General features: G+C 67.4%; 16 protein-coding genes. 4 read left to right on the top strand and 12 right to left on the bottom strand.

Annotated elements, in window-relative coordinates:
- The first annotated feature begins 46 nt into the window (after positions 1-46).
- The gene (locus tag LAJ19_RS06660) at positions 47-2,203 is read left to right on the top strand and encodes a TRAP transporter permease (RefSeq protein WP_225477776.1); all 2,157 of its coding nucleotides are present in this window, start codon (positions 47-49) and stop codon (positions 2,201-2,203) included.
- Between the two features lie 2 nt (positions 2,204-2,205).
- On the opposite strand, the gene LAJ19_RS06655 is transcribed toward LAJ19_RS06660, so the two are convergent.
- The 6 genes from LAJ19_RS06655 to LAJ19_RS06630 all read right to left on the bottom strand — a co-directional run bounded on the left by LAJ19_RS06655 (position 2,206) and on the right by LAJ19_RS06630 (position 7,261).
- Complete coding sequence (locus LAJ19_RS06655; RefSeq protein WP_225477774.1) at positions 2,206-3,198, bottom strand: diacylglycerol/lipid kinase family protein; 993 nt, start codon at positions 3,196-3,198, stop codon at positions 2,206-2,208.
- Positions 3,199-3,244: 46 nt separating this feature from the next.
- A complete protein-coding gene (locus LAJ19_RS06650) occupies positions 3,245-3,457 on the bottom strand; it encodes a hypothetical protein (RefSeq protein ID WP_225477772.1) in 213 nt (70 codons plus the stop codon).
- A gap of 134 nt (positions 3,458-3,591) precedes the next feature.
- A complete protein-coding gene (locus LAJ19_RS06645; protein ID WP_225477771.1) occupies positions 3,592-5,238 on the bottom strand; it encodes a methylmalonyl-CoA mutase family protein in 1,647 nt (548 codons plus the stop codon).
- A 109-nt stretch (positions 5,239-5,347) separates the two neighbouring features.
- Positions 5,348-6,377, bottom strand: a protein-coding gene (locus tag LAJ19_RS06640; RefSeq protein ID WP_225477769.1) for an IS630 family transposase whose coding sequence is annotated in 2 segments (ribosomal slippage) — positions 5,348-5,914 and positions 5,916-6,377 — 1,029 coding nt in all. Because the reading frame shifts where the segments join, the coding sequence is not laid out codon by codon here.
- Between the two features lie 187 nt (positions 6,378-6,564).
- Entirely contained in the window at positions 6,565-6,900 is a 336-nt protein-coding gene (locus LAJ19_RS22045) for a TerC family protein (RefSeq protein ID WP_225477767.1), read from the bottom strand.
- Positions 6,830-7,261 carry a TerC family protein gene (locus LAJ19_RS06630; protein ID WP_225477765.1) on the bottom strand — a complete coding sequence of 144 codons (432 nt, stop codon included), beginning with the start codon at positions 7,259-7,261 and terminating at the stop codon, positions 6,830-6,832. The genes LAJ19_RS22045 and LAJ19_RS06630 overlap by 71 nt, the downstream gene beginning before the upstream one ends.
- Positions 7,262-7,401: 140 nt before the next feature.
- Between LAJ19_RS06630 and LAJ19_RS06625 the strand changes: the two genes are divergently transcribed.
- A complete protein-coding gene (locus LAJ19_RS06625; protein ID WP_225477764.1) occupies positions 7,402-8,685 on the top strand; it encodes an AI-2E family transporter in 1,284 nt (427 codons plus the stop codon).
- Between the two features lie 143 nt (positions 8,686-8,828).
- On the top strand, positions 8,829-10,610 hold the full coding sequence (typA, locus tag LAJ19_RS06620; RefSeq protein WP_225477761.1) for a translational GTPase TypA: 1,782 nt from the start codon (positions 8,829-8,831) through the stop codon (positions 10,608-10,610).
- A 101-nt stretch (positions 10,611-10,711) separates the two neighbouring features.
- Here the strand turns inward: typA and LAJ19_RS06615 are convergent, their stop codons facing one another.
- Together LAJ19_RS06615 and LAJ19_RS06610 are read right to left on the bottom strand one after the other, a co-directional pair.
- The gene (locus LAJ19_RS06615; RefSeq protein ID WP_225477759.1) at positions 10,712-12,748 is read right to left on the bottom strand and encodes a beta-N-acetylhexosaminidase; all 2,037 of its coding nucleotides are present in this window, start codon (positions 12,746-12,748) and stop codon (positions 10,712-10,714) included.
- A 75-nt stretch (positions 12,749-12,823) separates the two neighbouring features.
- A complete protein-coding gene (locus LAJ19_RS06610; protein ID WP_225477757.1) occupies positions 12,824-14,068 on the bottom strand; it encodes an ABC transporter substrate-binding protein in 1,245 nt (414 codons plus the stop codon).
- Between the two features lie 221 nt (positions 14,069-14,289).
- On the opposite strand from LAJ19_RS06610, the gene nagZ reads away from it, so the two are divergent.
- Entirely contained in the window at positions 14,290-15,756 is a 1,467-nt protein-coding gene (gene nagZ, locus LAJ19_RS06605) for a beta-N-acetylhexosaminidase (protein WP_349774833.1), read from the top strand.
- A gap of 27 nt (positions 15,757-15,783) precedes the next feature.
- On the opposite strand, the gene LAJ19_RS06600 is transcribed toward nagZ, so the two are convergent.
- The 4 genes from LAJ19_RS06600 to LAJ19_RS06585 all read right to left on the bottom strand — a co-directional run bounded on the left by LAJ19_RS06600 (position 15,784) and on the right by LAJ19_RS06585 (position 19,294).
- On the bottom strand, positions 15,784-16,659 hold the full coding sequence (locus LAJ19_RS06600) for a DegV family protein (protein ID WP_225477755.1): 876 nt from the start codon (positions 16,657-16,659) through the stop codon (positions 15,784-15,786).
- The gene (locus tag LAJ19_RS06595) at positions 16,656-17,540 is read right to left on the bottom strand and encodes an NAD(P)-dependent oxidoreductase (RefSeq protein ID WP_225477754.1); all 885 of its coding nucleotides are present in this window, start codon (positions 17,538-17,540) and stop codon (positions 16,656-16,658) included. The genes LAJ19_RS06600 and LAJ19_RS06595 overlap by 4 nt, the downstream gene beginning before the upstream one ends.
- Before the next feature lie 103 nt (positions 17,541-17,643).
- Positions 17,644-18,471 carry an SDR family oxidoreductase gene (locus tag LAJ19_RS06590; RefSeq protein WP_225477753.1) on the bottom strand — a complete coding sequence of 276 codons (828 nt, stop codon included), beginning with the start codon at positions 18,469-18,471 and terminating at the stop codon, positions 17,644-17,646.
- A gap of 223 nt (positions 18,472-18,694) precedes the next feature.
- Positions 18,695-19,294, bottom strand: coding sequence for a TetR/AcrR family transcriptional regulator (locus LAJ19_RS06585; protein ID WP_225477751.1), 600 nt, complete (start codon positions 19,292-19,294; stop codon positions 18,695-18,697).
- Positions 19,295-19,303: the final 9 nt, after the last annotated feature.

Genomic DNA, 19,303 nt, shown 5'->3' with positions numbered 1-19,303 from the left:
GCTCCTGTTCGGCTGGCCCGTTCGCCTTTCACCCCATGAGGACCCCATGAGCGACCCCACCCGACCCATCAGTTCCGACCCGACCCTCACCCCACCCGGCGCCGAAATGACCGAAGGGGAACGCCGCGCCCTGGAAATGGTGGAAGCCGCCGAGACCGGCGGACGCAAACTCTTCAGCTGGCAGAAAACCCTCGTCACCCTGGTGGCCGTCGCCTGGTGCCTGTACCAGATGTACGCCGCTCAGGTTGGCAATATCGACACCCTCACCCTGCGCGCCACCCACCTGGGCTTCGCGTTCTTCCTGACCTACCTCGTCTTCCCGTTCCGTAAAACGCCCGGGGAGCCCCAGACGCGCGTGCCCTGGTACGACTGGATCCTGGGCATCGGCGCGACCGGCACCGCCGCGTACCTCATCACGCAGTACCCGCACATCGCCAACGAACAGGGCGGCCTGCTCACCAGCACCGACGTCTGGGTGGGCAGCGGCATGGTCCTGCTGCTCCTGCTGGCCGCGTGGCGCACCATCGGCGTCGCCATGCCCATCGTGGCCGCCGTGTTCATCCTGTACGCCCTCACCGGCCCCAAGGGCCTGATCCGCGGGGACCTGGGCCCGAACCTGCAACTGCACGCCGGGCAGACCTGGCCACAGGTGGTGGGCCAGCTGTTCGCGAACACCGAAGGGATTTTCGGCACGGCGATCGGCGTGTCCGCCCAGATCGTGTTCCTGTTTGTGCTGTTCGGAAGCGTGTTCGACAAGCTGGGCGCCGGGGACTGGTTCATGCGCGTCGCGCAGGGCCTGCTGGGCGGCTTCCGCGGCGGGGCCGCCAAGGCCAGCATCCTGTCCAGCGCCCTGAACGGCGTGATTTCGGGTTCTGCCGTCAGCAACGTCGTGACCGGCGGGAACATCACCATCGGCACCATGATCCGCACCGGTTACAGCCGCGAGAAGGCCGGCGCCATCGAGGTCGCCAGCTCCAGTAACGGTCAGCTGATGCCGCCCGTCATGGGCGCCGCGGCGTTCATCATGGCGCAGAACCTGAACATCGAGTACCGCAGCCTGATTCTCGCGGCCGCCATTCCGGCCTTCCTGTGCTACGGCGCGCTGCTCGTCGTGTCGCACATCGAGGCGCTGAAGCTCGGCCTGAGGGGCGTGCCGAAAAACGAACTGCCGCGCGTGCGGCAGACGCTGCTGTCCGGCTGGTACTACATGCTGCCGCTGGGGTACCTGATCGGCACGCTCAGCGTGAACCCGGACGCCACGCCTGAACGCGTCGCCCTGAACACCATCGTGGTGATGCTGGTCATGATGCTCGTGCAGGAAGGCTTCCTGGCTGCCCGGGATGGCCGCGGCGTGGGCCGCGGCGTGCTGGACGGCGCGCGCAAGATCATCGAAGCCTTCGAATCCGGCGCGCGCTCCATGATCGGCATTGCCATCGCCACGGCCGCTGCCGGCATCATCGTTGGGATCGTGACCATCACCGGCCTGGGCTTCGGGCTGGCCGACATTGTGCAGCTCGCCAGTGACGGCATGCGCAGCCTGCTGGGCTTCGCGGGTCCGCAGGTGGCGACCTTCGGCGCGGTCCTGATGGTGCTGGTCATGGCGCAGCTCATTGCCCTGATCCTGGGCATGGGTCTGCCCACCACCGCGAACTACATCCTGATGAGCGCCCTGATTGTCCCCATCATCGCCAAGATTGCCGGCCTCGAGCCCAGCAACCCGGCGCAGATGCTGCCTGTTCACATGTTCGTGTTCTACTTCGGCATCATGGCCGACAGCACCCCCCCAGTCGCGCTGGCCGCCTTCGCCGCCGCGGCCATCAGCGGCGGCAATCCCGTCGCAACCGGCGTTCAGGCCTTCCAGTACGAACTGCGGACCGCGCTGCTGGCGTACATGATGTTCTTCAACCCGCAGCTGCTCCTCATTGCCAACGGGCGGCTGGGCGGCGTGGGCTGGGGTGAGGCCATCCCCATGATCATCTTTGCGTTCATCGGACTCGTGGCGTTCAGCGCCGCCACACTGCGCTTCCTGCACCGCCGGACGAACCCGCTTCAGATGCTGCTGCTGCTCGTGGCGTCCTTCATCCTGATCATCCCCACCCACATCCTGTGGAACCTGCTCGCGCTGGGCCTGATTGCCGCGGTGTACTTCTGGCAGAAGCTCGGTGGGCGCGCCGAACCGCCCGCCGCGACCCTCACGGCTTAACGTCAGAAGAAGGCCACCCGGGAAGCGGACGAAGCTCCCGGGTGGCCTTCTTCTGGGCGCCAGGCGTTCAGCAGCCGCACGGCACCCGGCACGGTCTGCACGTCCATGCCGGTCACGGCGCCACTCAGGTCGCCGTCCAGATGCACCCGCACCGGCCGGTGCCACGTCACCGTCACCTCCTGGGCGGCCGCGGTGTGCACCAGCGGGTGACCCAGGTGCGCGCCCCGCAGAACGCGCCCCATCAGGTCCGCGAGCTGAAGGCGGTTCATCGGCCCGCCGACCACGACGTTCACGCGGCCGTCCCGCACGTCAGACGCCGGACTGATCCGGAAACCTCCGCCGTACCGGGTGCCGTTCATGACCGCCACAATGGCGCTCGGCCCGGCGTACACCACCTGCCCGTCCGCCTGGACGGTCACGTTCGACAGCTTCAGTTCCCGCAGGGTGATCACCGCCGCCCAGGCGTACCGGGCGAACCCCCGCACGGCCCGCGGAACGCGCGGCATGTTCGCGGTGACGTCCGCGTCGAACCCCATGCCGAGGCCGTTCAGCAGCCACCGCTCGGTCTGCTGCCCATCCGGCGCCCTGCAGCGCACGCGCAGGGCGTCCACACTGCGGGGCGTGAAGGCCAGCCGGTCCAGCGCCTCACCGAACGCGCCGGGTTTCAGGCCCAGCAGGCCGGCGAAGTCGTTCCCGGTGCCCAGCGGCATGATGGCCAGCTGCCGGTCGCTGTTCACCAGTGCGGGCAGGAGCGCCCCGATGGTTCCGTCGCCGCCGACCGCCATCACCGCTACGCCCGGGGCCAGACTCTGGACCCGGCTGGCGGCAGCCGCAGCGCTGCTCTCCTGAATGAGGGTGTAGCGCAGGCCGCGGCGGTCAAGTTCATCCCGAAGCCGGGGCCAGGACCGGAGGGCCTGGCCGCCCCCGGCCTGGGGATTGAGGACCACTGTGAGAGACGGCCGGCCGGCCGGGCGGGACTGGGCGTCAGTGCTCAAGGTGCGCTCAGCATAGAGCAGCGGCCGGGCGCGGACGGGGCGGCGCTCAGAGCATGTTGGGGTCGCCTTGCAGTTTGCGCTGTTCCATCAGGCCCATCAGACGCAGCCATTCCTCGTCGGGAATGTCCTCCAGGGTCGCGCCGCCCATGTGGTCATTCAGAACCTCGCGCATGATCAGCGCTTCCCGGTCGGTGGTGCCCTGGGCACCCAGGCGGTCCAGGATGGCTTGCAGCGACATGGTGGGGGTGATGGGGGTCATGCGTCACCCTAGCCTGAGGGGGGCCTGGACGGCATTCATGCCTGCGACAGCGCTTCCTCATCTGCGCCGCAAGAGACGCGGAACCCAGGCACCACGTCGGGTCAGAGCCTGGGCCCGGGGGTGCGCCAGGGGTTTTACACGACGGCGGGTTCCACGTACTCGCCGTACACGGTTTTCAGGACGTCCATCTGCTCGCCCAGCGTGCAGTACGCGTGCGCACACTCGAGGAACGCCGGCATGGAGTTCGCACCGGTGACTGCCGTGTCGCGCAGGGCCTCCAGAGCCGCCTGCACCCGCTGCGGATCGCGTTCGCGCCGGACCTGCGCCAGCCGCGCTTCCTGCACCCGCTCCACCTGGGGGTCGATCAGCTGGATGGGAACTTCCACGGCGTCCTGCACGAACTCGTTGACACCCACGATGATCCGGTCCCGGCGCTCTACTTCCCGCTGGTACCGGTAGGCCGCTTCGGCCATTTCCAGCTGGAAGAAGCCGTTGTCGATGCCCGCTTCCACGCCGCCCATCATGCGGATCTGCTCGATGTACCCCATCGCCGCCGCTTCAATGTCATTGGTGAACTTCTCCACGTAGTAGCTGCCTGCCAGCGGGTCCACGACGCCCGCCACGCCAGTCTCGTACGCAATGATCTGCTGGGTGCGCAGGGCGATCGTGGCGGCCTCCTCGGTGGGGAGTGCCAGCGCCTCATCGAAGGAGTCGGTGTGGAGGCTCTGGGTGCCGCCCAGCACCGCTGCCATGGCCTGAATCGCGACCCGTGCGATGTTGTTCAGGGGCTGCTGCGCTGGCAGGGACACGCCTGCCGTCTGCGAGTGGGTCCGCAGCATCCAGGAGCGGGGACTCTTCGCGCCGTACCGGTCCCGCATCTGCCGCGCCCAGATGCGCCGGGCAGCGCGGAGCTTGGCGATCTCCTCGAAAAAGTCATTGTGAATGTCCCAGAAGAACGAGATGCGCGGCGCAAACTCGTCAATATCCAGCCCGCGCTCCAGGGCCTTCTCCACATAGTGAAACCCGTCGGCGAGCGTAAAGGCGAGTTCCTGCACGCCGGTCGCGCCAGCCTCACGGATGTGATACCCGCTTACGGAAATGAAGTTCCATTTCGGCAGGGTCTTCGGGCCCCACTCGAAGGTGTCGATCACCAGCTTCACGCTGGGCGCCGGCGGGTAGATGAACTCCTTCTGCGCGATGAATTCCTTGAGGATGTCGTTCTGAATGGTGCCGCCCACCTGCCCGAGATCCTTGCCCTGCTTCTGCGCGTTGGCAATGTACATCGCCCAGATTGCGTTCGCCGGGGAGTTGATGGTCATGGACGTCGTGACCTGCGTCGGGTCAATGCCGCGGAACAGGATTTCCATGTCGGCCAGGGAGGACACGGCCACGCCACACTTGCCCACCTCACCCTTGCTGAACGGGTGGTCGCTGTCGTACCCCATCAGGGTCGGCAGGTCGAACGCCGTGGACAGACCCGTCTGTCCGGCGCGGAGCAGGGCGTGGAAGCGCTCGTTGGTCTGCTCGGCGCTGCCGAACCCCGCGAACATCCGCATTGTCCAGAGTTTTCCGCGGTACACGCTGGGCTGAACGCCGCGCGTGTACGGGAATTCGCCCGGGTAGCCCAGGTCGCGTTCGGCGTCCCAGTCCTTCAGGTCGTCGGCCGTGTAGATCGGCTCCGGGTCCAGGTCAGAGAGGTTCTTGAAGTTGTACTTGCGTTCAGGGAATTTCTGGGTGGCGGGGCCGTAGACGCTCTGCATCCACTCGTTCTTGCTTTTCATGAAAAACCTCCGGGGCGGGGAGAGGTCGAAACAAACGCTCGTTAGGTACCTTCAGGATAGCAGGCGGGGTCCTGCCGTGAGCGTAGGTGCCGGACATACTGATTCTTGCTTAAATCGATAACGATACGGTGAAGGGCGCACCCCGGATGAAGGCCAGTGGTAACCCTCTGCGCCGGATTCGCTGCCATCCGACCGTCAAGCGCATTTTCAACGCTGCCACCGATAGCGCGTAGAAGTTCCCCACCACATTCCGCTTGAGATCCGCCCAGATCAATTCAATCGGGTTCAGTTCCGGCGCATACGGCGGCAGGTAGACCAACGACAGGCGTTCGTGCTCCTGCACGAACGCCTGAACGGCTTTTGACCGGTGGATCATGGCTCGATCCAGCACCACGATGACTTCGCCAGCCACGTGGCGCAAGACATGCGCAAGGAAATCCACGACCTGCACTGAGCACACCGCGCCGCGGTGCGTGTGGTGCAGAAACTGTCCACCTGTGGTGATGGCACCGATCACGGACAGGTGTTCCCAGCGGAGTTTGGTCGGGATGATGGGAGTCTGGCCGCAGCGCCCCCACGTGCGGACCTTCGTTGTTTTCAGGCTGAAGCCACTCTCGTCCAGGAACACGAGTGTGGCACCTTCACGGACTTTTTTTTCCCAGCGCGTCCCGGTGGACGCGCACCCAGCTGGCAATGTCGTCTTCATTGCGCTCTACGGCCCGCACCGCGGGCCGCTGATACGAGAACCCCCAGCGTTTCAGTTTTCGCGACAGGTGCGCGCCATCAAGCCAGATGCCATACGTCACACCGATCACATGCCGGATTTTTGGCGTGGTCCACCCGCTGGTCTCGAAGCCGTGTAATCGGGCGTCACCATCCAGGATCAGACCGATCTCGTCCTGCTGTGCGCCCGTGAGCTTCTCGGGGCGGCCGGTGGCGCGGGACGCGCGCAGCGCGTCCTCGCCGTTCCATCTGAGCCGGGCTCGCCAGGCCCGGATCGTGACTTCAGCGACGCCGAACTGGTGCGCCAGGTCGCGGGTCGTGCGACGGGGGTCGTTCAGTGCAGGTTGAGCGGCGAGACGTCGTTCTTCCAGTTGGTTGCGGGTGAGGCGGCTGGGTCGCCAGGGAGGTACGGTCACACTCAGATGCTACACATTTACGCAGGGATCAATAACTCTTCACCGGACATGGCTGCGTCTTGTTCAGCGGTCCTGCGGACACTGCGTGGCAGAAAACCCACCTTTACGGCGCTGCCACCCGACGTTCCGAAGCGCGTGCGCCACCGTCTGATGACGGACCGTGCGGGACACCCTGACGGTGAACAGATCACTCTGCCTGGGAACAAGATCGTGAAGTACAGGGATGCGCTTTCCCACCCGACCCAGAGGCCCTGGACACCAGACTCGTGCCCACCAACAGCAGAAACGTGACCGCCAGCCGCTGCTGGGGCGGATGCGCGTCCGGGGAGCGGCTGATTGGCACGCTGGCCCTACCATGATTCAGCGTCGCCAGCACCACCGCTGCGGCCATCACCGGGATGTACCCGCTGAACCCAATCTCCACCATGACGCTGTCCGGACGGCACCCCAGATCACTCACCGGGATCTGAATGATCACGCCCCGCAAGGACGTCTGCTCGCCCTGCGTTTCTCCGGTGCCCATCTCCGGTGTCCAGCGAATGGGCCGCCATGTGGGACAGCTTCAGGACACTTTTGACCATCACGAACAGCCCTTTGTCCAGCAGGATCAGGTCCCGGACGATCACCGCCAGCCTGAATGGAGTGAGCAGGGATGCTGGCCTCCGCGTGAGCCACCCAATGCCAGTCAGCAGCGCCACGCGCGTCACCACTGTCAGATCCAGCTCAATGGTGCGGGCCAGATCGTGGTGCGCACGCGGCAGGTGGAACGCGAGCAGGGTGATGAACACGATGTCGTCGCTCCCGAGCCCCAGCTTGAGCAGGGGCAGGATGCTGGTCCAGTCCTGCGGTGTTGTCGGGACGTCCAGGAATCCGTGCACCTGCAACGGCAGGAAGCTCCTCCTGGTGGGCCTCCGGAGGGTAAAGAGACGATCAAGCGGGCGCGGCCCTGACCACCACCAGGACCGGGCGGGGCCCTCTACACTAAATTTCTCATGAACTCCACACACGCAGCACCAAGGTGGCCGTGAACGCCCCACGTACTTCCCGGCCACCCGCCAGCATTTTCGTGGTGAACCTCATGCCGGTCGCCGCGGCCGTGATCGCCCTGCTGCTGCTGCTGAGCTTCTTCGGCAAGGTCGCGCCCAGCCTGCTGGCCATTACCCTGGCCGTCATCGTCGCCACCGCGCTGAACCCGTTGGCCCGCACGCTGGAACGCTGGCTGCCGCGCGCCGCTGCCGGCGCCCTCACCGTTTTGCTGGTCGTGGCTGTACTGGTGGGCGTGGGCTTCCTCGCCCTTCCACCCATCGCGGCGCAGCTCGGCAGCCTGGGCAGCAGCACGTTTGACCTCAGCCGCATCGAGCCGAAACTGACCGCCTGGCTGCGCGCCCACCCGCAGATGGACGCCATGCTGCCCGACGACGCCATCGGGCAACTGCAACTGCAGCTCGGCAAACTCGGAACCCGCGCCACTGCCGCGCTCCCGAGCATCCTCAGTCTTGTTTTGGGCGGCCTGTTCACCGGCCTGATCACCCTGGTGATGGTCGTGTACGTGCTGGGCAACCCGGTTCCCCTTGTCAACGGGATCCTGGGCGCCGTGCCGCCGCGCCACCGGCTGAACGCCACGTACGCCCTGGCGCAGATTCTCAAGCAGACCGGAGCGTGGGGGCGCGCCACGCTGCTGGTCATGCTCGTCACGGGCAGCTGCACCGCCCTGGGCTTCTACCTGCTCGGCGTGCAGAACTGGCTGGTCTTCGGCATCCTGGCCGCCCTGGCCGAGCTCATTCCCACAGTCGGCCCGATCCTGGCAACCATTCCGCCGGTGCTGTTCACACTGGCGGAGGACCCGCAGCGCGCCCTGTACGTCGCTCTGTTCGTGCTGGTGTTCCAGCAGATCTCCGGCTTCGCGCTCAGCCCGTTCATTGTGGGCGGCGCCGGAAACCTGCACCCGCTGAGCGTCATTGTGGGTGTGGTGCTGTTCGGCGGTGTGTTCGGCGTGATCGGCGCGTTCCTCACCGTTCCGTTCCTCATTGTCATCAAGGCGGTGTACCAGCACTTCTACCAGCGGGACTCGCCCGACATTCCCGACGCGGTTGCCATGGCTCTGATCAGCGGCGTGGTTGAGGAACAGCTCGACCGCGAGGACGAAGCCCGCGAAGTCGTGCGCCGCGCCCGCGCCGAGATTCAGGAAGCGGAACTGGAACGTCAGCTCGAGGAGGGCGAACTGGACCTCGAAGCGGCCCTTGACCCGGAGGCGCCCACCGCGGCGAACGCCGCTCCAACCGGCGATGGCGGCGCCCGGCACTCTTAGGCCCGTTCAATCTGCTAAACTTCATGTTTGGGTGTCCCGCCCACAAGACGTGTGGCGGGCTTTTTCGTGCCTACGAGAGCAGAAGGCCGCCGGCGCGCGCGCAGAGGGCCAACCGCTCCGACAACAAGGGAGCTGAGAATCACATGGAATACCGCAACATCGCCATCATCGCCCACGTCGACCACGGCAAGACCACACTCGTCGACGGCCTGCTCAAGCAGACCCTGAAACTCGGCCACGGTGAGGAAATCACCGAGCGCGCCATGGACAGCAACGACCTCGAACGCGAGCGCGGCATCACCATTCTGGCGAAGAACACCGCCGTGGAATACAACGGCGTGAAGATCAACATCGTTGACACCCCCGGCCACGCCGACTTCGGCGGGGAAGTGGAACGCGTGCTCGGCATGGTCGACGGCGCCCTGGTGCTCGTGGACGCCGCCGAAGGCCCCATGCCCCAGACCCGCTTCGTGCTCCGCAAGGCCATCGAACTGGGCCTCAAGCCCATCGTGGTCATCAACAAGATCGACCGCAACGACGCCCGCCCCGAAGAAGTCGTGAACCTCACCTTCGACCTGATGGCCGAACTCGGCGCCAACGACGACCAGCTCGACTTCCCGATCCTGTACGCCATCGCCCGCGAAGGCAAGGCGTTCCGGGACCTGAACAGCCCCCAGGACGACATGCACGAACTGTTCGAGATGGTGCTCGAGCAGATCCCGGCCCCCCAGGTCGACCTGGAAGCCCCCTTCCAGATGCTCGTCACCAACCTCGACTACTCCGAGTACCTGGGCCGCATCGTGCTGGGCCGCGTGCAGCGCGGCACCGTCAAGAAAGGCGAATTTGTGCAGCTGATGCACAAAGACGGCACCATGACCAAGTCGCGCGTCGTGCAGCCCTTCACGCACATGGGCCTGCGCCGCATTGAAGTTGATCAGGTGGGCGCCGGGGACATCGTGGCGCTCGCCGGCATCGAAGACGCCCAGATTGGTGAGACCGTCGCTGACCTGGCCGACCCCGAAGCGCTGCCCATCATCACCGTGGACGAACCCACCGTGTCCATGATCTTCCAGCCGAACACCTCCCCGTTCGCCGGCAAGGAAGGCAAGTACGTCACGTCCCGCCACATCAACGACCGCCTCAAGCGCGAAGTGATGACCAACGTGTCCCTGAAGGTCGAGGAAATCCGCCCCGACGAGTTCAAGGTGTCCGGCCGCGGTGAGCTGCACCTCTCGATCCTGCTGGAAACCATGCGCCGCGAAGGCTACGAAGTGCAGGTGGGTGCCCCCCAGGTCATCATCCGCGAGATCGACGGCGAGAAGCACGAGCCCATCGAGCACCTCGTGATCGACGTCCCGGAGCACCACTCCAGCACCGTCATCGGTGTGCTCGGCGCCCGCAAGGGACAGATGGTGAACATGGAACCCCAGGGCAACCGCACCCGCGTGGAGTTCAAGATTCCCAGCCGCGCCCTGTTCGGCTTCCGCACCCAGTTCCTGTCCATGACGCAGGGCGAAGGCATCATGAGTCACATCTTCGACGGCTACGCGCCCTGGGCCGGCGACCTCAAAACCCGCCAGAACGGCTCGCTGGTCAGCATGGAAGACGGCGTGGCCTTCGCGTACAGCATCTGGAAACTCCAGGACCGCGGCAGCTTCTTCATCGACGCCGGCCAGGACGTCTACGTGGGCATGATCGTGGGTGAGAACGCCCGCGAGCAGGACATGAACGTCAACGTCTGCAAGAACAAGAAGCTCACGAACGTCCGCTCCAGCGGCGCCGACGAGGCCCTGACCCTGATTCCCCCCAAGCGCATGAGCCTGGAAGACGCCCTAGAGTACATCAGTGAGGACGAACTCGTCGAACTGACGCCCCAGAGCATCCGCCTGCGCAAGAAGATCCTGAACCCCAGCTTCCGCAAGTAACCCCCAGCGCGAACGGCCTCCTCCGGATCCGGAGGAGGCCGTTCTGTGGTTGGACTTCAGGGCTGTGCGCGGCGCTGCTGGGCCTCACGCCAGGTGACGGCTCAGTTGCCCAGGACGGTCAGGCCCAGCAGGGCGGGGTTGGCGTTTCCACCCGCGCTGACCAGCGTGACGGACCGGATGGGGACTGTCGGCTTGGGGTTCACCCATTCCAGCGCTGGGACCGCCACGCTCAGGCCCTCGCCGGTCACGCCGTTCCAGCCGGGGGCGGGGATCATGCTTGTGGGCGCGGTGTCCGTCCAGGCGCGGATGTGCCGCCCGTATTCGAGCGGCTGCGTGATCTTCGTGCCGTCCGCGTACTCGATGTCGTACTGGCCGATCTTCTCGCGGTTGGTCGCGGCGGGCCATCCGGTGGCGTGCAGGAACACCAGGGCGCGGGCTGTGCGGTTCAGATCCACCGTGGCCCGCTCGGGGAGGGTCTTCACGCTGGCGCGGCTGCCGCGCAGCATCACGGCGCCCTGCACGTCGAACAGGTACGCGCCCAGGCGCTGCACCCCGCTCTTCAGGTTGCGCAGGTCAATGTCGGCCCCTTTGCCGATCCAGCCGTGGCCATCCTCGTCTGTCAGGGAGCGCGTGACAACCGGGGTGAGATTGACGGTGACGCCTGCCTCGGCGCGGTACGGGGTGGGCTGGTACAGATCGCGGTAACGCCGCTCGGCGTCCTGGACTGGGGGCGCCGCAGGATTCCAGAAGGCACTGGCAGCCCGCACGAACGGCGTGCCCTGGTCTGCATTTCCGTCCCACACGCTGGGGTTCCCGAAGTACCCGGTCCAGCGGGTCTGGATCATTCCCTGCGCGCCTGTGGCCGCGGCGGCCTTCGCGTGCCCTTCCGGGTTGCCCGGGTCGGACCAGCTGGCGCCGAAGGTCGGGAAGCCGAGCTTCTGGATGGTGCCGAGCAGGCCGAAGCTGTTGCCGGGCGCGTAGTTCCAGTACGCGACCTGCAGGTCTTTGGGAAGGCGGGCGGGCAGCGTGCCGATCACGGCGTCCGCGAAGGCCGTGTCGTGCCAGATCATGCTGTTCACGCCCAGGCTCTTCAGGTAGTCGTGGAGGGTCACGACGTCGTTGACAAACAGCGTCTCGAACCCGGCGGCCTTGCCGTTCTCACGGGCGGGGAAGCGGTCGCGGTTGCGCACCTCATCGTGGCCCAGGTGGATGGTGCGGGGCTGGAACAGGTCCACGGCTTCTTTCAGGATGGGCAGCACCACGCGGGAGTACGTGTCGGGGTTCAGGGTGTCGTACGCCCAGGGGTTCTGACTGTCGGGGTCCTGCCGCAGGTCCTGGTTCTTGCCGCCGTAGAACATCCACCCGGCGTGCGAGAGCGTCTCGAGCAGCGGAATGACCTCCAGCCCGTAGCTGCGGGCCACGTCGGCCACCCGCCGTGCCTCGGCCTTGCTCGCGCCGCCCGGGTGGGCGTACCCGCCGGCTTTGGCGGTGTCCCACTGCACGTAATTGCTCATGACCAGCACCGCGTTGTACTTCAGCTGCGCGAGCATGGGAATCAGGGCGTCGTTCACCCCTTTGCTGTACTGGTCGAGGTAGATCATGGCCACGCGCTGGCGCAGGGCCGGCGCGTCCGTGATCCGCGCGTACCGCAGCCCCGCGGGCGTGAGCAGCTGGCGCAGGGTCTGCGCGCCCAGGTACGCGCCCCGCGCGTCGGCGCCCACCACGTACGCGCCGCCCGCATCCACCCACAGGGCGTACCCTTCTGCGCCGCTGGGGGTCAGGCCAGCCGCTTTCGCCTGAGCGGCGAGGGTCGCGTCGGCCAGCGTTCCGATCACGATGGCGGGAGTGCCGGCAGCGGCGTCCGGCAGGGCCGCGCCCAGGCGGGACTGCCACTCGGCGCGCAGGTCCCGGGCGGCCCAGCCCAGTTCCGGAGCATTGCCGGCCACGCGGACGCCCAGCCCGGTCAGGGCGAGCGTGCCCGCGGGGAACGACGCGGACTTCGGTTGCGGCACCAGGGTCTGGAATGGGGTCTGGACGCGCGCCTCGGGCGTGGCGGTGAAGATGACGGGGGTGGCCCGGGCATTGAGGCCCAGAGCGGCGGTGATCAGCAGGGCGCGCAGGCCTATGGCGTGGTTCATGTGGTCTCCAGTAAGAAACGGGGAGGGGGAGGCAGCGTGGGCCGCCCTCCACCTCCCGCGCCGGGTGCCGTGCGGTTACAGGCTGGCGTTCCAGGCCTTGACGATGTCGTCCAGGGCCTGCTTGGCGCTCTTCTGACCGGCCATGGCGGACTCGATGTTGTCCTTGAAGACCTTGTTCAGTTTGCTGGCGTCCGGGTACACCAGCGTGAGGTCCTTGGCTTTCTTCAGTTCGGTGGAGGCCACGAGGCGGCCCTGGCTCACGGCGTCCGTGCCGCCCTGCTTGAAGAACTTGTCGGTGCTGGCCTTCACGGTGCTGGGGAACGTGGTTTTCGTCACCTTGCTGAACTGCAGCTGGTTCACGTCACTGGTGAGGAACAGCGCGAGTTTCTGTGACAGCGCCTTGTCCCGCACGCCCTTGGGCACCATAAAGCCCATCAGGCCGGTGTGAATGACGTTTCCGGAAATATTGATGGGGTACGGCGCTACCTTCGTGAGGTCGAAAATGGCCTTGTTGTCGTTCTGCACGCGGAGAATGAACTGCGGGCCGGTGATCAGCATGCCGAGTTTGCCGGCCGAGTACAGCTCGGTGGCGGCCGTGAAGCCGCGGCGCATGGTGTCCTCGGGAATGTACCCCTTCTTGTACAGGTCCACGTACGTCTGCAGGAGCTTGACGTGCTCAGGCCCGTTGAACACGGCCTTGCTGCCGCTCTTGTCCAGGATGGGCAGCCCGGCCTCCTGGAACATGAACAGCATGTTGATGCCGTTGATGTTGGGCATGAAGCCGTACAGGCCGGTCTTGTCCTTGATCTGTTTCGCCGCGGCGATCAGCGTCTGGATGGTGCGTGGGGGGTTCTGAGGGTCCAGGCCGGCCTTGCGGAAGATGTCCGTGTTGTACGCCACGACCTTCGGCGCCCAGTACCACGGAACGCCCATGACCTTCCCGTCGAAGGTAAAGGTGTTCAGGGGGTTGGCGAAGTACAGCTTCCTCTGGGCGGCACTCAGGTCCAGGGGCTCGAGCGCGCCCTGCTGCACGAGTTTCACCGTCATGTCGCTGCTGAGGTTCACGGCGGCGGGCGGACGGCCGGCGGCCACCGACGCCAGGAGTTTCTGTTCGATGGCAGTGGCAGGGACATCCACCCACTTGAGTTCCACGGTGGGGTTTTCCTTCTCGAACTGCGCCACGAGGCGGTTCATTTCATCGTTGAACAGCGGCGCGAGGCTGATCGTCCAGAATTCCAGCTGCGTTTTCTGCGCGCCGGCCATCGTGGAGCCCAGCAGGGCGGCGGTAAGCAGGGCGGTGGTTACACGGGGGTTGTTCATGGCACTCCTGAGCATGAGGACAGATGGTTGCGGGGGCCTGGGCCGACCTTGAGAAGGATGTGCGCCGAATGTAGCGGTTTTCGTTTCGCGGCGTCTGAGAATCGAAGCGCCCGGTCTCACAAGGCGGTCAGGTTCCGCCTGACCTTGCTCCCAGGCCGCGCGCCACTGGTTCACGCCACCCGGACCGGTCTGCCGGGCGCCCGTGACGTACGCTGGTCGGCGTGACCAACCGGTTTCAAAGCGGCGCGCTGGTAATGGTAGACATTCCCGGCCCCACCCTGGACGACGACACCGCCGCGCACCTGCAGCGGCATGGCATCCGCAGCGTCTGCCTGTTCCGCAAGAACGTGCAGGACGAAGCCCAGCTGCGCCGACTGTGCGCCGCGCTGCGCGCCGTGATGGGTGAGCACGCCCTGATTGCCCTGGACCACGAGGGCGGCGCCATCCTGCGGCCCACCTTCTGGCCGCACGCGCCCAGCGCCATGAACCTGGGCGCGGCCGGGGATGAGGCCCTGACCGAGGCGGTCACGGCCGCCCTGGCGCGGCAGCTCCGGTCGGTGGGCGTGAACTGGAACTTTGCGCCGGTGCTGGACGTGAACGTGAATCCCGCCAACCCCGTGATCGGGGAGCGCGCCTACGGTGCGGACGTGGCCCTGGTGACCCGGATGGGGCGCGCGGCGCTGGCCGGGCACGGCCGGGCAGGTGTGGCGGCCTGCGTGAAACACTTTCCGGGGCACGGGGACACCAGCCTGGACAGTCACCTGGCGCTGCCCAGCGTCAGCCGATCGCGCGAGGAACTGGACCGAATGGAGTTCGCCCCGTTCCGGGACCTGCTGCCGGTCACACCGGCCGTGATGACCGCGCACATCGTGTACCCGGCCCTGGACGCGCAGGCCCCCGCGACGCTGTCGCGCGCCGTGCTGACCGGCCTGCTGCGCGAGGAGTGGGGGTACGACGGCGTGGTCGTCACGGACTCGATGGGCATGAAGGCCATTGACGATCACTACGGACGCGGAGAGGCGGGCGTCCTGGCCTTGCGGGCCGGCGCGGACCTCGTGATGGCGCTGGGCCGCCGCGAGGCACAGGAGGCCACGCTGAGCGCCGTTCAGGGGGCGCTGGACGGCGGCGTGCTGGACGCGGCCCAGATGAAGGCCAGCGTGCGCCGCCTGGAGGCCCTCGCGGCGCGGTACCCGGCCGAGGCGGACCTCACCCTGCGCCCGGAGGACGACGCGCCTCTTCTGACGGACGCCTGGGCGCGTGGTCTGAGCGGCGCGCGCGCCCCGCAGCCGCCCCGGCCCGGGTCGCGAGTGCTGCTGGTGGCGCAGACCCGCGTGCCGCGCGAGAATGTCAGTGAAGCCAGCGTGGACGCCCACACCCTGGCGGTCGAACTGGGCAGCGTCTACGACGTGCAGCTGCATGCCTTCGACGATCCTGCCGACCTGAACTGGCCGGCCCTGCGGGCCCAGGGACTCCCCGTGATCCTGGCGAGCACGTCCCGCCACCGGCACGCGGCGCTGCGCGGCGCTCGCCCCGACCTGCACCTGGCGCTGTACAACCCGTACGCCGCCCTGGACGTGGACGCTCCGGCGCTCGTGACGTACGGCTTCCAGCCTGAAGCGCGCGTGGCGGTCCTCGCGTGGCTGCGTGGTGAGCGGCCCGCCGCGGGCACGTTGCCTTTCCTGGCCTGAAGCAGGGCCAGCAGGACCCGCAGTATTTCAGCGGTCCCAGGGCCACGCGCCGGGCGCCGCCGCCACGCCCAGCGCGCGTGGCCCCACATGAACGCTGAGCACCGGATTCACACCGGTCCGGTCTGACCACACGACCGGATGCCGGGCGGTCAGCAGCGCCAGCGCCTGATCGGCGTCCTCCGGGTGATCCCCGAACAGCAGCGCCACCCGCAGCGGCGTGCCTTCACCGTAGCGGCGCGTCACCTGCTCGGTGAGGGCCTGAATCGCGCCGCGGTACGAGCGGGCGCGGCCCACGTTCGTGTACGTGCCGGTCGCGTGGTCCACCGTGACGACCGGTTTGAGGTTCAGCAGGCCGCCCAGCGTGGCCTGCACCCGCCCGATTCGCCCGCCGCGGCGCAGGTACTCCAGCGTCTCGATCGTGAAGTACAGTTCGGTTTCCTGATGAACCGCCCGCAGCCACTCCTGGGCCTGCCCGACACTCAGGCCGCGCTGGGCGGCCGTGACGGCCGCGTGCACCTGGAACGCCTGCGCGGCGCTGAGGGTGCCACTGTCGTGCAGCGTCACGCGGGGGCCGCCCGGGCCGAGCAGCTGCCGCGCCTGGTCGGCGGCGTTGTGGCTGCCGCTGAGCCCGGCGCTGATCGTCACGGCCAGCACTTCCGGCGTCCCGGCGGTCTGCAGGGCAACCAGCCAGTCCTGAGGGGTGGGCTGGGCGCTCGTGGGGTGCGCGGGGTTCGTCTGCAGTTCGCGGTACAGGGTTTCCCGGGTGATTTCGGTCATGCGGTAGGACGTGCTGCCGAACGTCACGGAGAACGGCGCGACCGGCACGTCGTTCAGCAGGGTGGGGTAGACGTCCAGGCCGCCGTCCGTGACGACCGTGAACGGAGCGGCGGAACCGGCGTTCACCGGAGCTCCTGGTCGTTCATGGTCTCGATGAGCTTCAGGGCGGCCGTGTGATCCGCCGCGGCGCCCACGACGCGCTGCGCGCCGCGCAGCAGGGCCGCGACCTGGGCGAGGACCGGGGCGCTTCCCTGCACGCTCTGCGTGAGGTCCACGGCGATGCCAGCGTCCTTGGCGAGCAGCCCGAGTGCGAACGTCGGGGGAAATTCGCGGGTCAGTACGCGCTGCGGGATGAGGTTCTCGCTGGCGTTGCTGCGGCCGCTGCTGGCATTGATGACACTGAGCGCCGCTTCCAGGTTCACGCCGGCGCGGCCCAGCACGGCCAGACCCTCGCCGGTCGCCCAGAGGGTCACGCCCAGCAGGGCGTTGTTCACGGCCTTCACTGCGAAGCCCGCGCCGGTCCGGCCCACATGCTCGACCTTCCCCGCGAAGGCCAGGTGAGGGCGCGCGGCGGCCAGGGCGCTGGGGTCACCGCCGACCATGACGGTCAGGCGCCCGGCCTGGGCACCCGCAGTGCCGCCGCTGACGGGCGCGTCGAGAAAGGTCACGTCTGCGGCGGCGAGCTGCCCGGCCTGCCGGACCGCTGCGGCGGGGTGGCCGCTGGTGCAGTCGATCCACACGGCCCTGGGGCGCAGGTGCGGCTGCATGGCGTTCAGGACCTCGTCGACCTCGGCGCTGGTGGGGAGGCAAGTGAAGATGAAGTCGGCGCGCGCGGCCTGTGCCAGCGTGGCGACCTCGCTGCCATGCTCGCTGGCGTGCGCCTCGGCTTTGGTGGTGGTGCGGTTCCACACGAGCGTGCGGTGTCCGTGCGCGTGGGCGTGCTTGGCCAGGTGCGTAGCCATCGGGGCGCCCATCGCGCCCAGGCCCAGGAAAGCGAAGGTGGTCATAAGCACTCAGGGTAGGCGGTGAAGCCCTGCCTGGACGGAATCATGAACCCGGTGCAACGTTACCGGCGGTGAAGTGCCCGTTGGCAGCGGCCGCCCCAGAGATTCAGTCCGGGGCGCCCACCATCTCCTCGCTGAGGGTCCACAGGCGGTAGGCGGCGCCGTCGTCCTGCGCCTGCAGAGCGGGCGTGGTTTCCCGGCGGTTACTGAAGTACCGCCCGCTCACGCTGACCGGGGCTGCGGCCAGGTGGATGCTGGTCTGCGCGCCCTGTTCGGGGGTGACGGCAAACCGGTCCACGATCCGGTAGGCGCGGCTGACCCACCCGCCGTTGTTGTGGGCGAAGCCGGTGGCGACCATGCCGGGGTGCAGACTGTTGCTCTGAAGGCCGCTTTCGCGCCGGGCAAGCTCGCGGGCGAACAGAATATTGGCGAGTTTGCTCTGCGCGTACGCGGCCCAGCCGCCGTAACCGCGGCGGAATTCGGGGTCGTCGAACCGGATGCGGCCCGTCATGTGCGCCGCGGAGGCGACGGTCACCACGCGCGGCGCCTGACCTTGGCGGAGCAGGGGCAGCAGTTCACGGGTGAGCAGGAAGGGGGAGAGGTGGTTCAGGGCCCAGGTCTGCTCGATGCCCTCGCGGGTTTCCTGGCGCGTGGTGAAGAACGCCCCGGCGTTGTTGATCAGCACGTCGAGCCCCTCGCCGCGCGCCGTGAATTCCCGGGCGGCCCGGCGCACCTGCGCGAGTTCGGACAGGTCGGCCAGGAGCGTGGCCTGCGCGCCGGTGTCCTGCGCGACCTGCCGGGTCTTGTCGGGGTTGCGGCCCACGATGGTCACGTGCGCGCCCCACCGGACGAGTTCGCGGGCGGTGATCAGCCCGATTCCCCCGGTGGCGCCCGTGATCAGGACGCGCCGGCCTTGCATGCTCTGGGTGGTCATGGTGTTCAGGATAGTGGCTGTCGCGTGGGCAAAAGCGCAGCCTGAAGGACACTTCAGGACACCTTTGGCACAGGAAGAAAGGCCTCGCTCGTGGGAGTCCGGCCTCTCGCGCTGCGGACTTCACCCGGCCCGCATATTCATTTGTGCGCTGGTGAGTCAAGTCTACGGGTCCGCTTTGACAGAAGTGTCACATCTGCCTGAAGGTGTCTTCACAGGCCGGCGTTCAGTGCCCGTTCAGGTCAGGCATGCCGGCAAGGCCCGCCTGCAGGAACCGGTTGAGCGTTCCGGCAAGCTGCGTGGTCTGCGCCGGGCTGAGTCCGGCGTTCACGGCGTGCGTGGCGGTGGCCTGCAGCAGCAGCGTCAGGCAGGTGAGCAGGAACGGCACGCGATCCCGCCCCTGGGGAGGCTGGACGTAAGCGTTCAGGCGGGTTTCCAGATCGGCGAACACGGCGAGGCGGCGCCCCGTGAAGGCGGGTCCGCTGCCACTCTGAAGCAGGGTCAGGAGGTGGCGTTCTCCGACGAGCATCAGGAAGATCTCGGCGAAGGGCTGCGGGTGCTGGTGCAGGTCGCGCAGCACAGGCGCCAGCCGGGTCTCGAAGGCCTGGAGACGCTGGCTGAGCAGCTCGGTGAGGATGTCGGCGGTGGAAGTGAAGTAGCTGTACACCGTGGGGCGGGAGATGCCCAGGTGGTGCGCGATGTCCCCCATGCTGACGGCTTCGAACCCGCGCGTGGTGAACAGGGTCTCGCTGCCGTCGAGAATCTGCTGTCGCCGGTCGGCGGAGGGAAGGCGGCGGCGGCCCCCGGTGGGGGAGAGGGGAGTCATGCCAGCAGT

Origin of the sequence: Deinococcus taeanensis (assembly GCF_020229735.1) — a bacterium.
Taxonomy (GTDB): Bacteria; Deinococcota; Deinococci; order Deinococcales; family Deinococcaceae; genus Deinococcus; species Deinococcus taeanensis.
Note: the sequence above shows the minus strand (reverse complement) of the source record. Positions and strands in the feature narration are given on the sequence as shown.

Bases quoted from the DNA above. Each gene is read 5' to 3' on its own strand.
- LAJ19_RS06660 (WP_225477776.1), top strand. From the start codon at position 47: ATGAGCGACCCCACCCGACCCATCAGTTCCGACCCGACCCTCACCCCA.
- LAJ19_RS06650 (WP_225477772.1), bottom strand. From the start codon at position 3,457: ATGACCCCCATCACCCCCACCATGTCGCTGCAAGCCATCCTGGACCGC.
- LAJ19_RS06645 (WP_225477771.1), bottom strand. From the start codon at position 5,238: ATGAAAAGCAAGAACGAGTGGATGCAGAGCGTCTACGGCCCCGCCACC.
- LAJ19_RS22045 (WP_225477767.1), bottom strand. From the start codon at position 6,900: ATGGGCACCGGAGAAACGCAGGGCGAGCAGACGTCCTTGCGGGGCGTG.
- typA (WP_225477761.1), top strand. From the start codon at position 8,829: ATGGAATACCGCAACATCGCCATCATCGCCCACGTCGACCACGGCAAG.
- LAJ19_RS06615 (WP_225477759.1), bottom strand. From the start codon at position 12,748: ATGAACCACGCCATAGGCCTGCGCGCCCTGCTGATCACCGCCGCTCTG.
- LAJ19_RS06610 (WP_225477757.1), bottom strand. From the start codon at position 14,068: ATGAACAACCCCCGTGTAACCACCGCCCTGCTTACCGCCGCCCTGCTG.
- LAJ19_RS06595 (WP_225477754.1), bottom strand. From the start codon at position 17,540: ATGACCACCTTCGCTTTCCTGGGCCTGGGCGCGATGGGCGCCCCGATG.
- LAJ19_RS06590 (WP_225477753.1), bottom strand. From the start codon at position 18,471: ATGACCACCCAGAGCATGCAAGGCCGGCGCGTCCTGATCACGGGCGCC.
- LAJ19_RS06585 (WP_225477751.1), bottom strand. From the start codon at position 19,294: ATGACTCCCCTCTCCCCCACCGGGGGCCGCCGCCGCCTTCCCTCCGCC.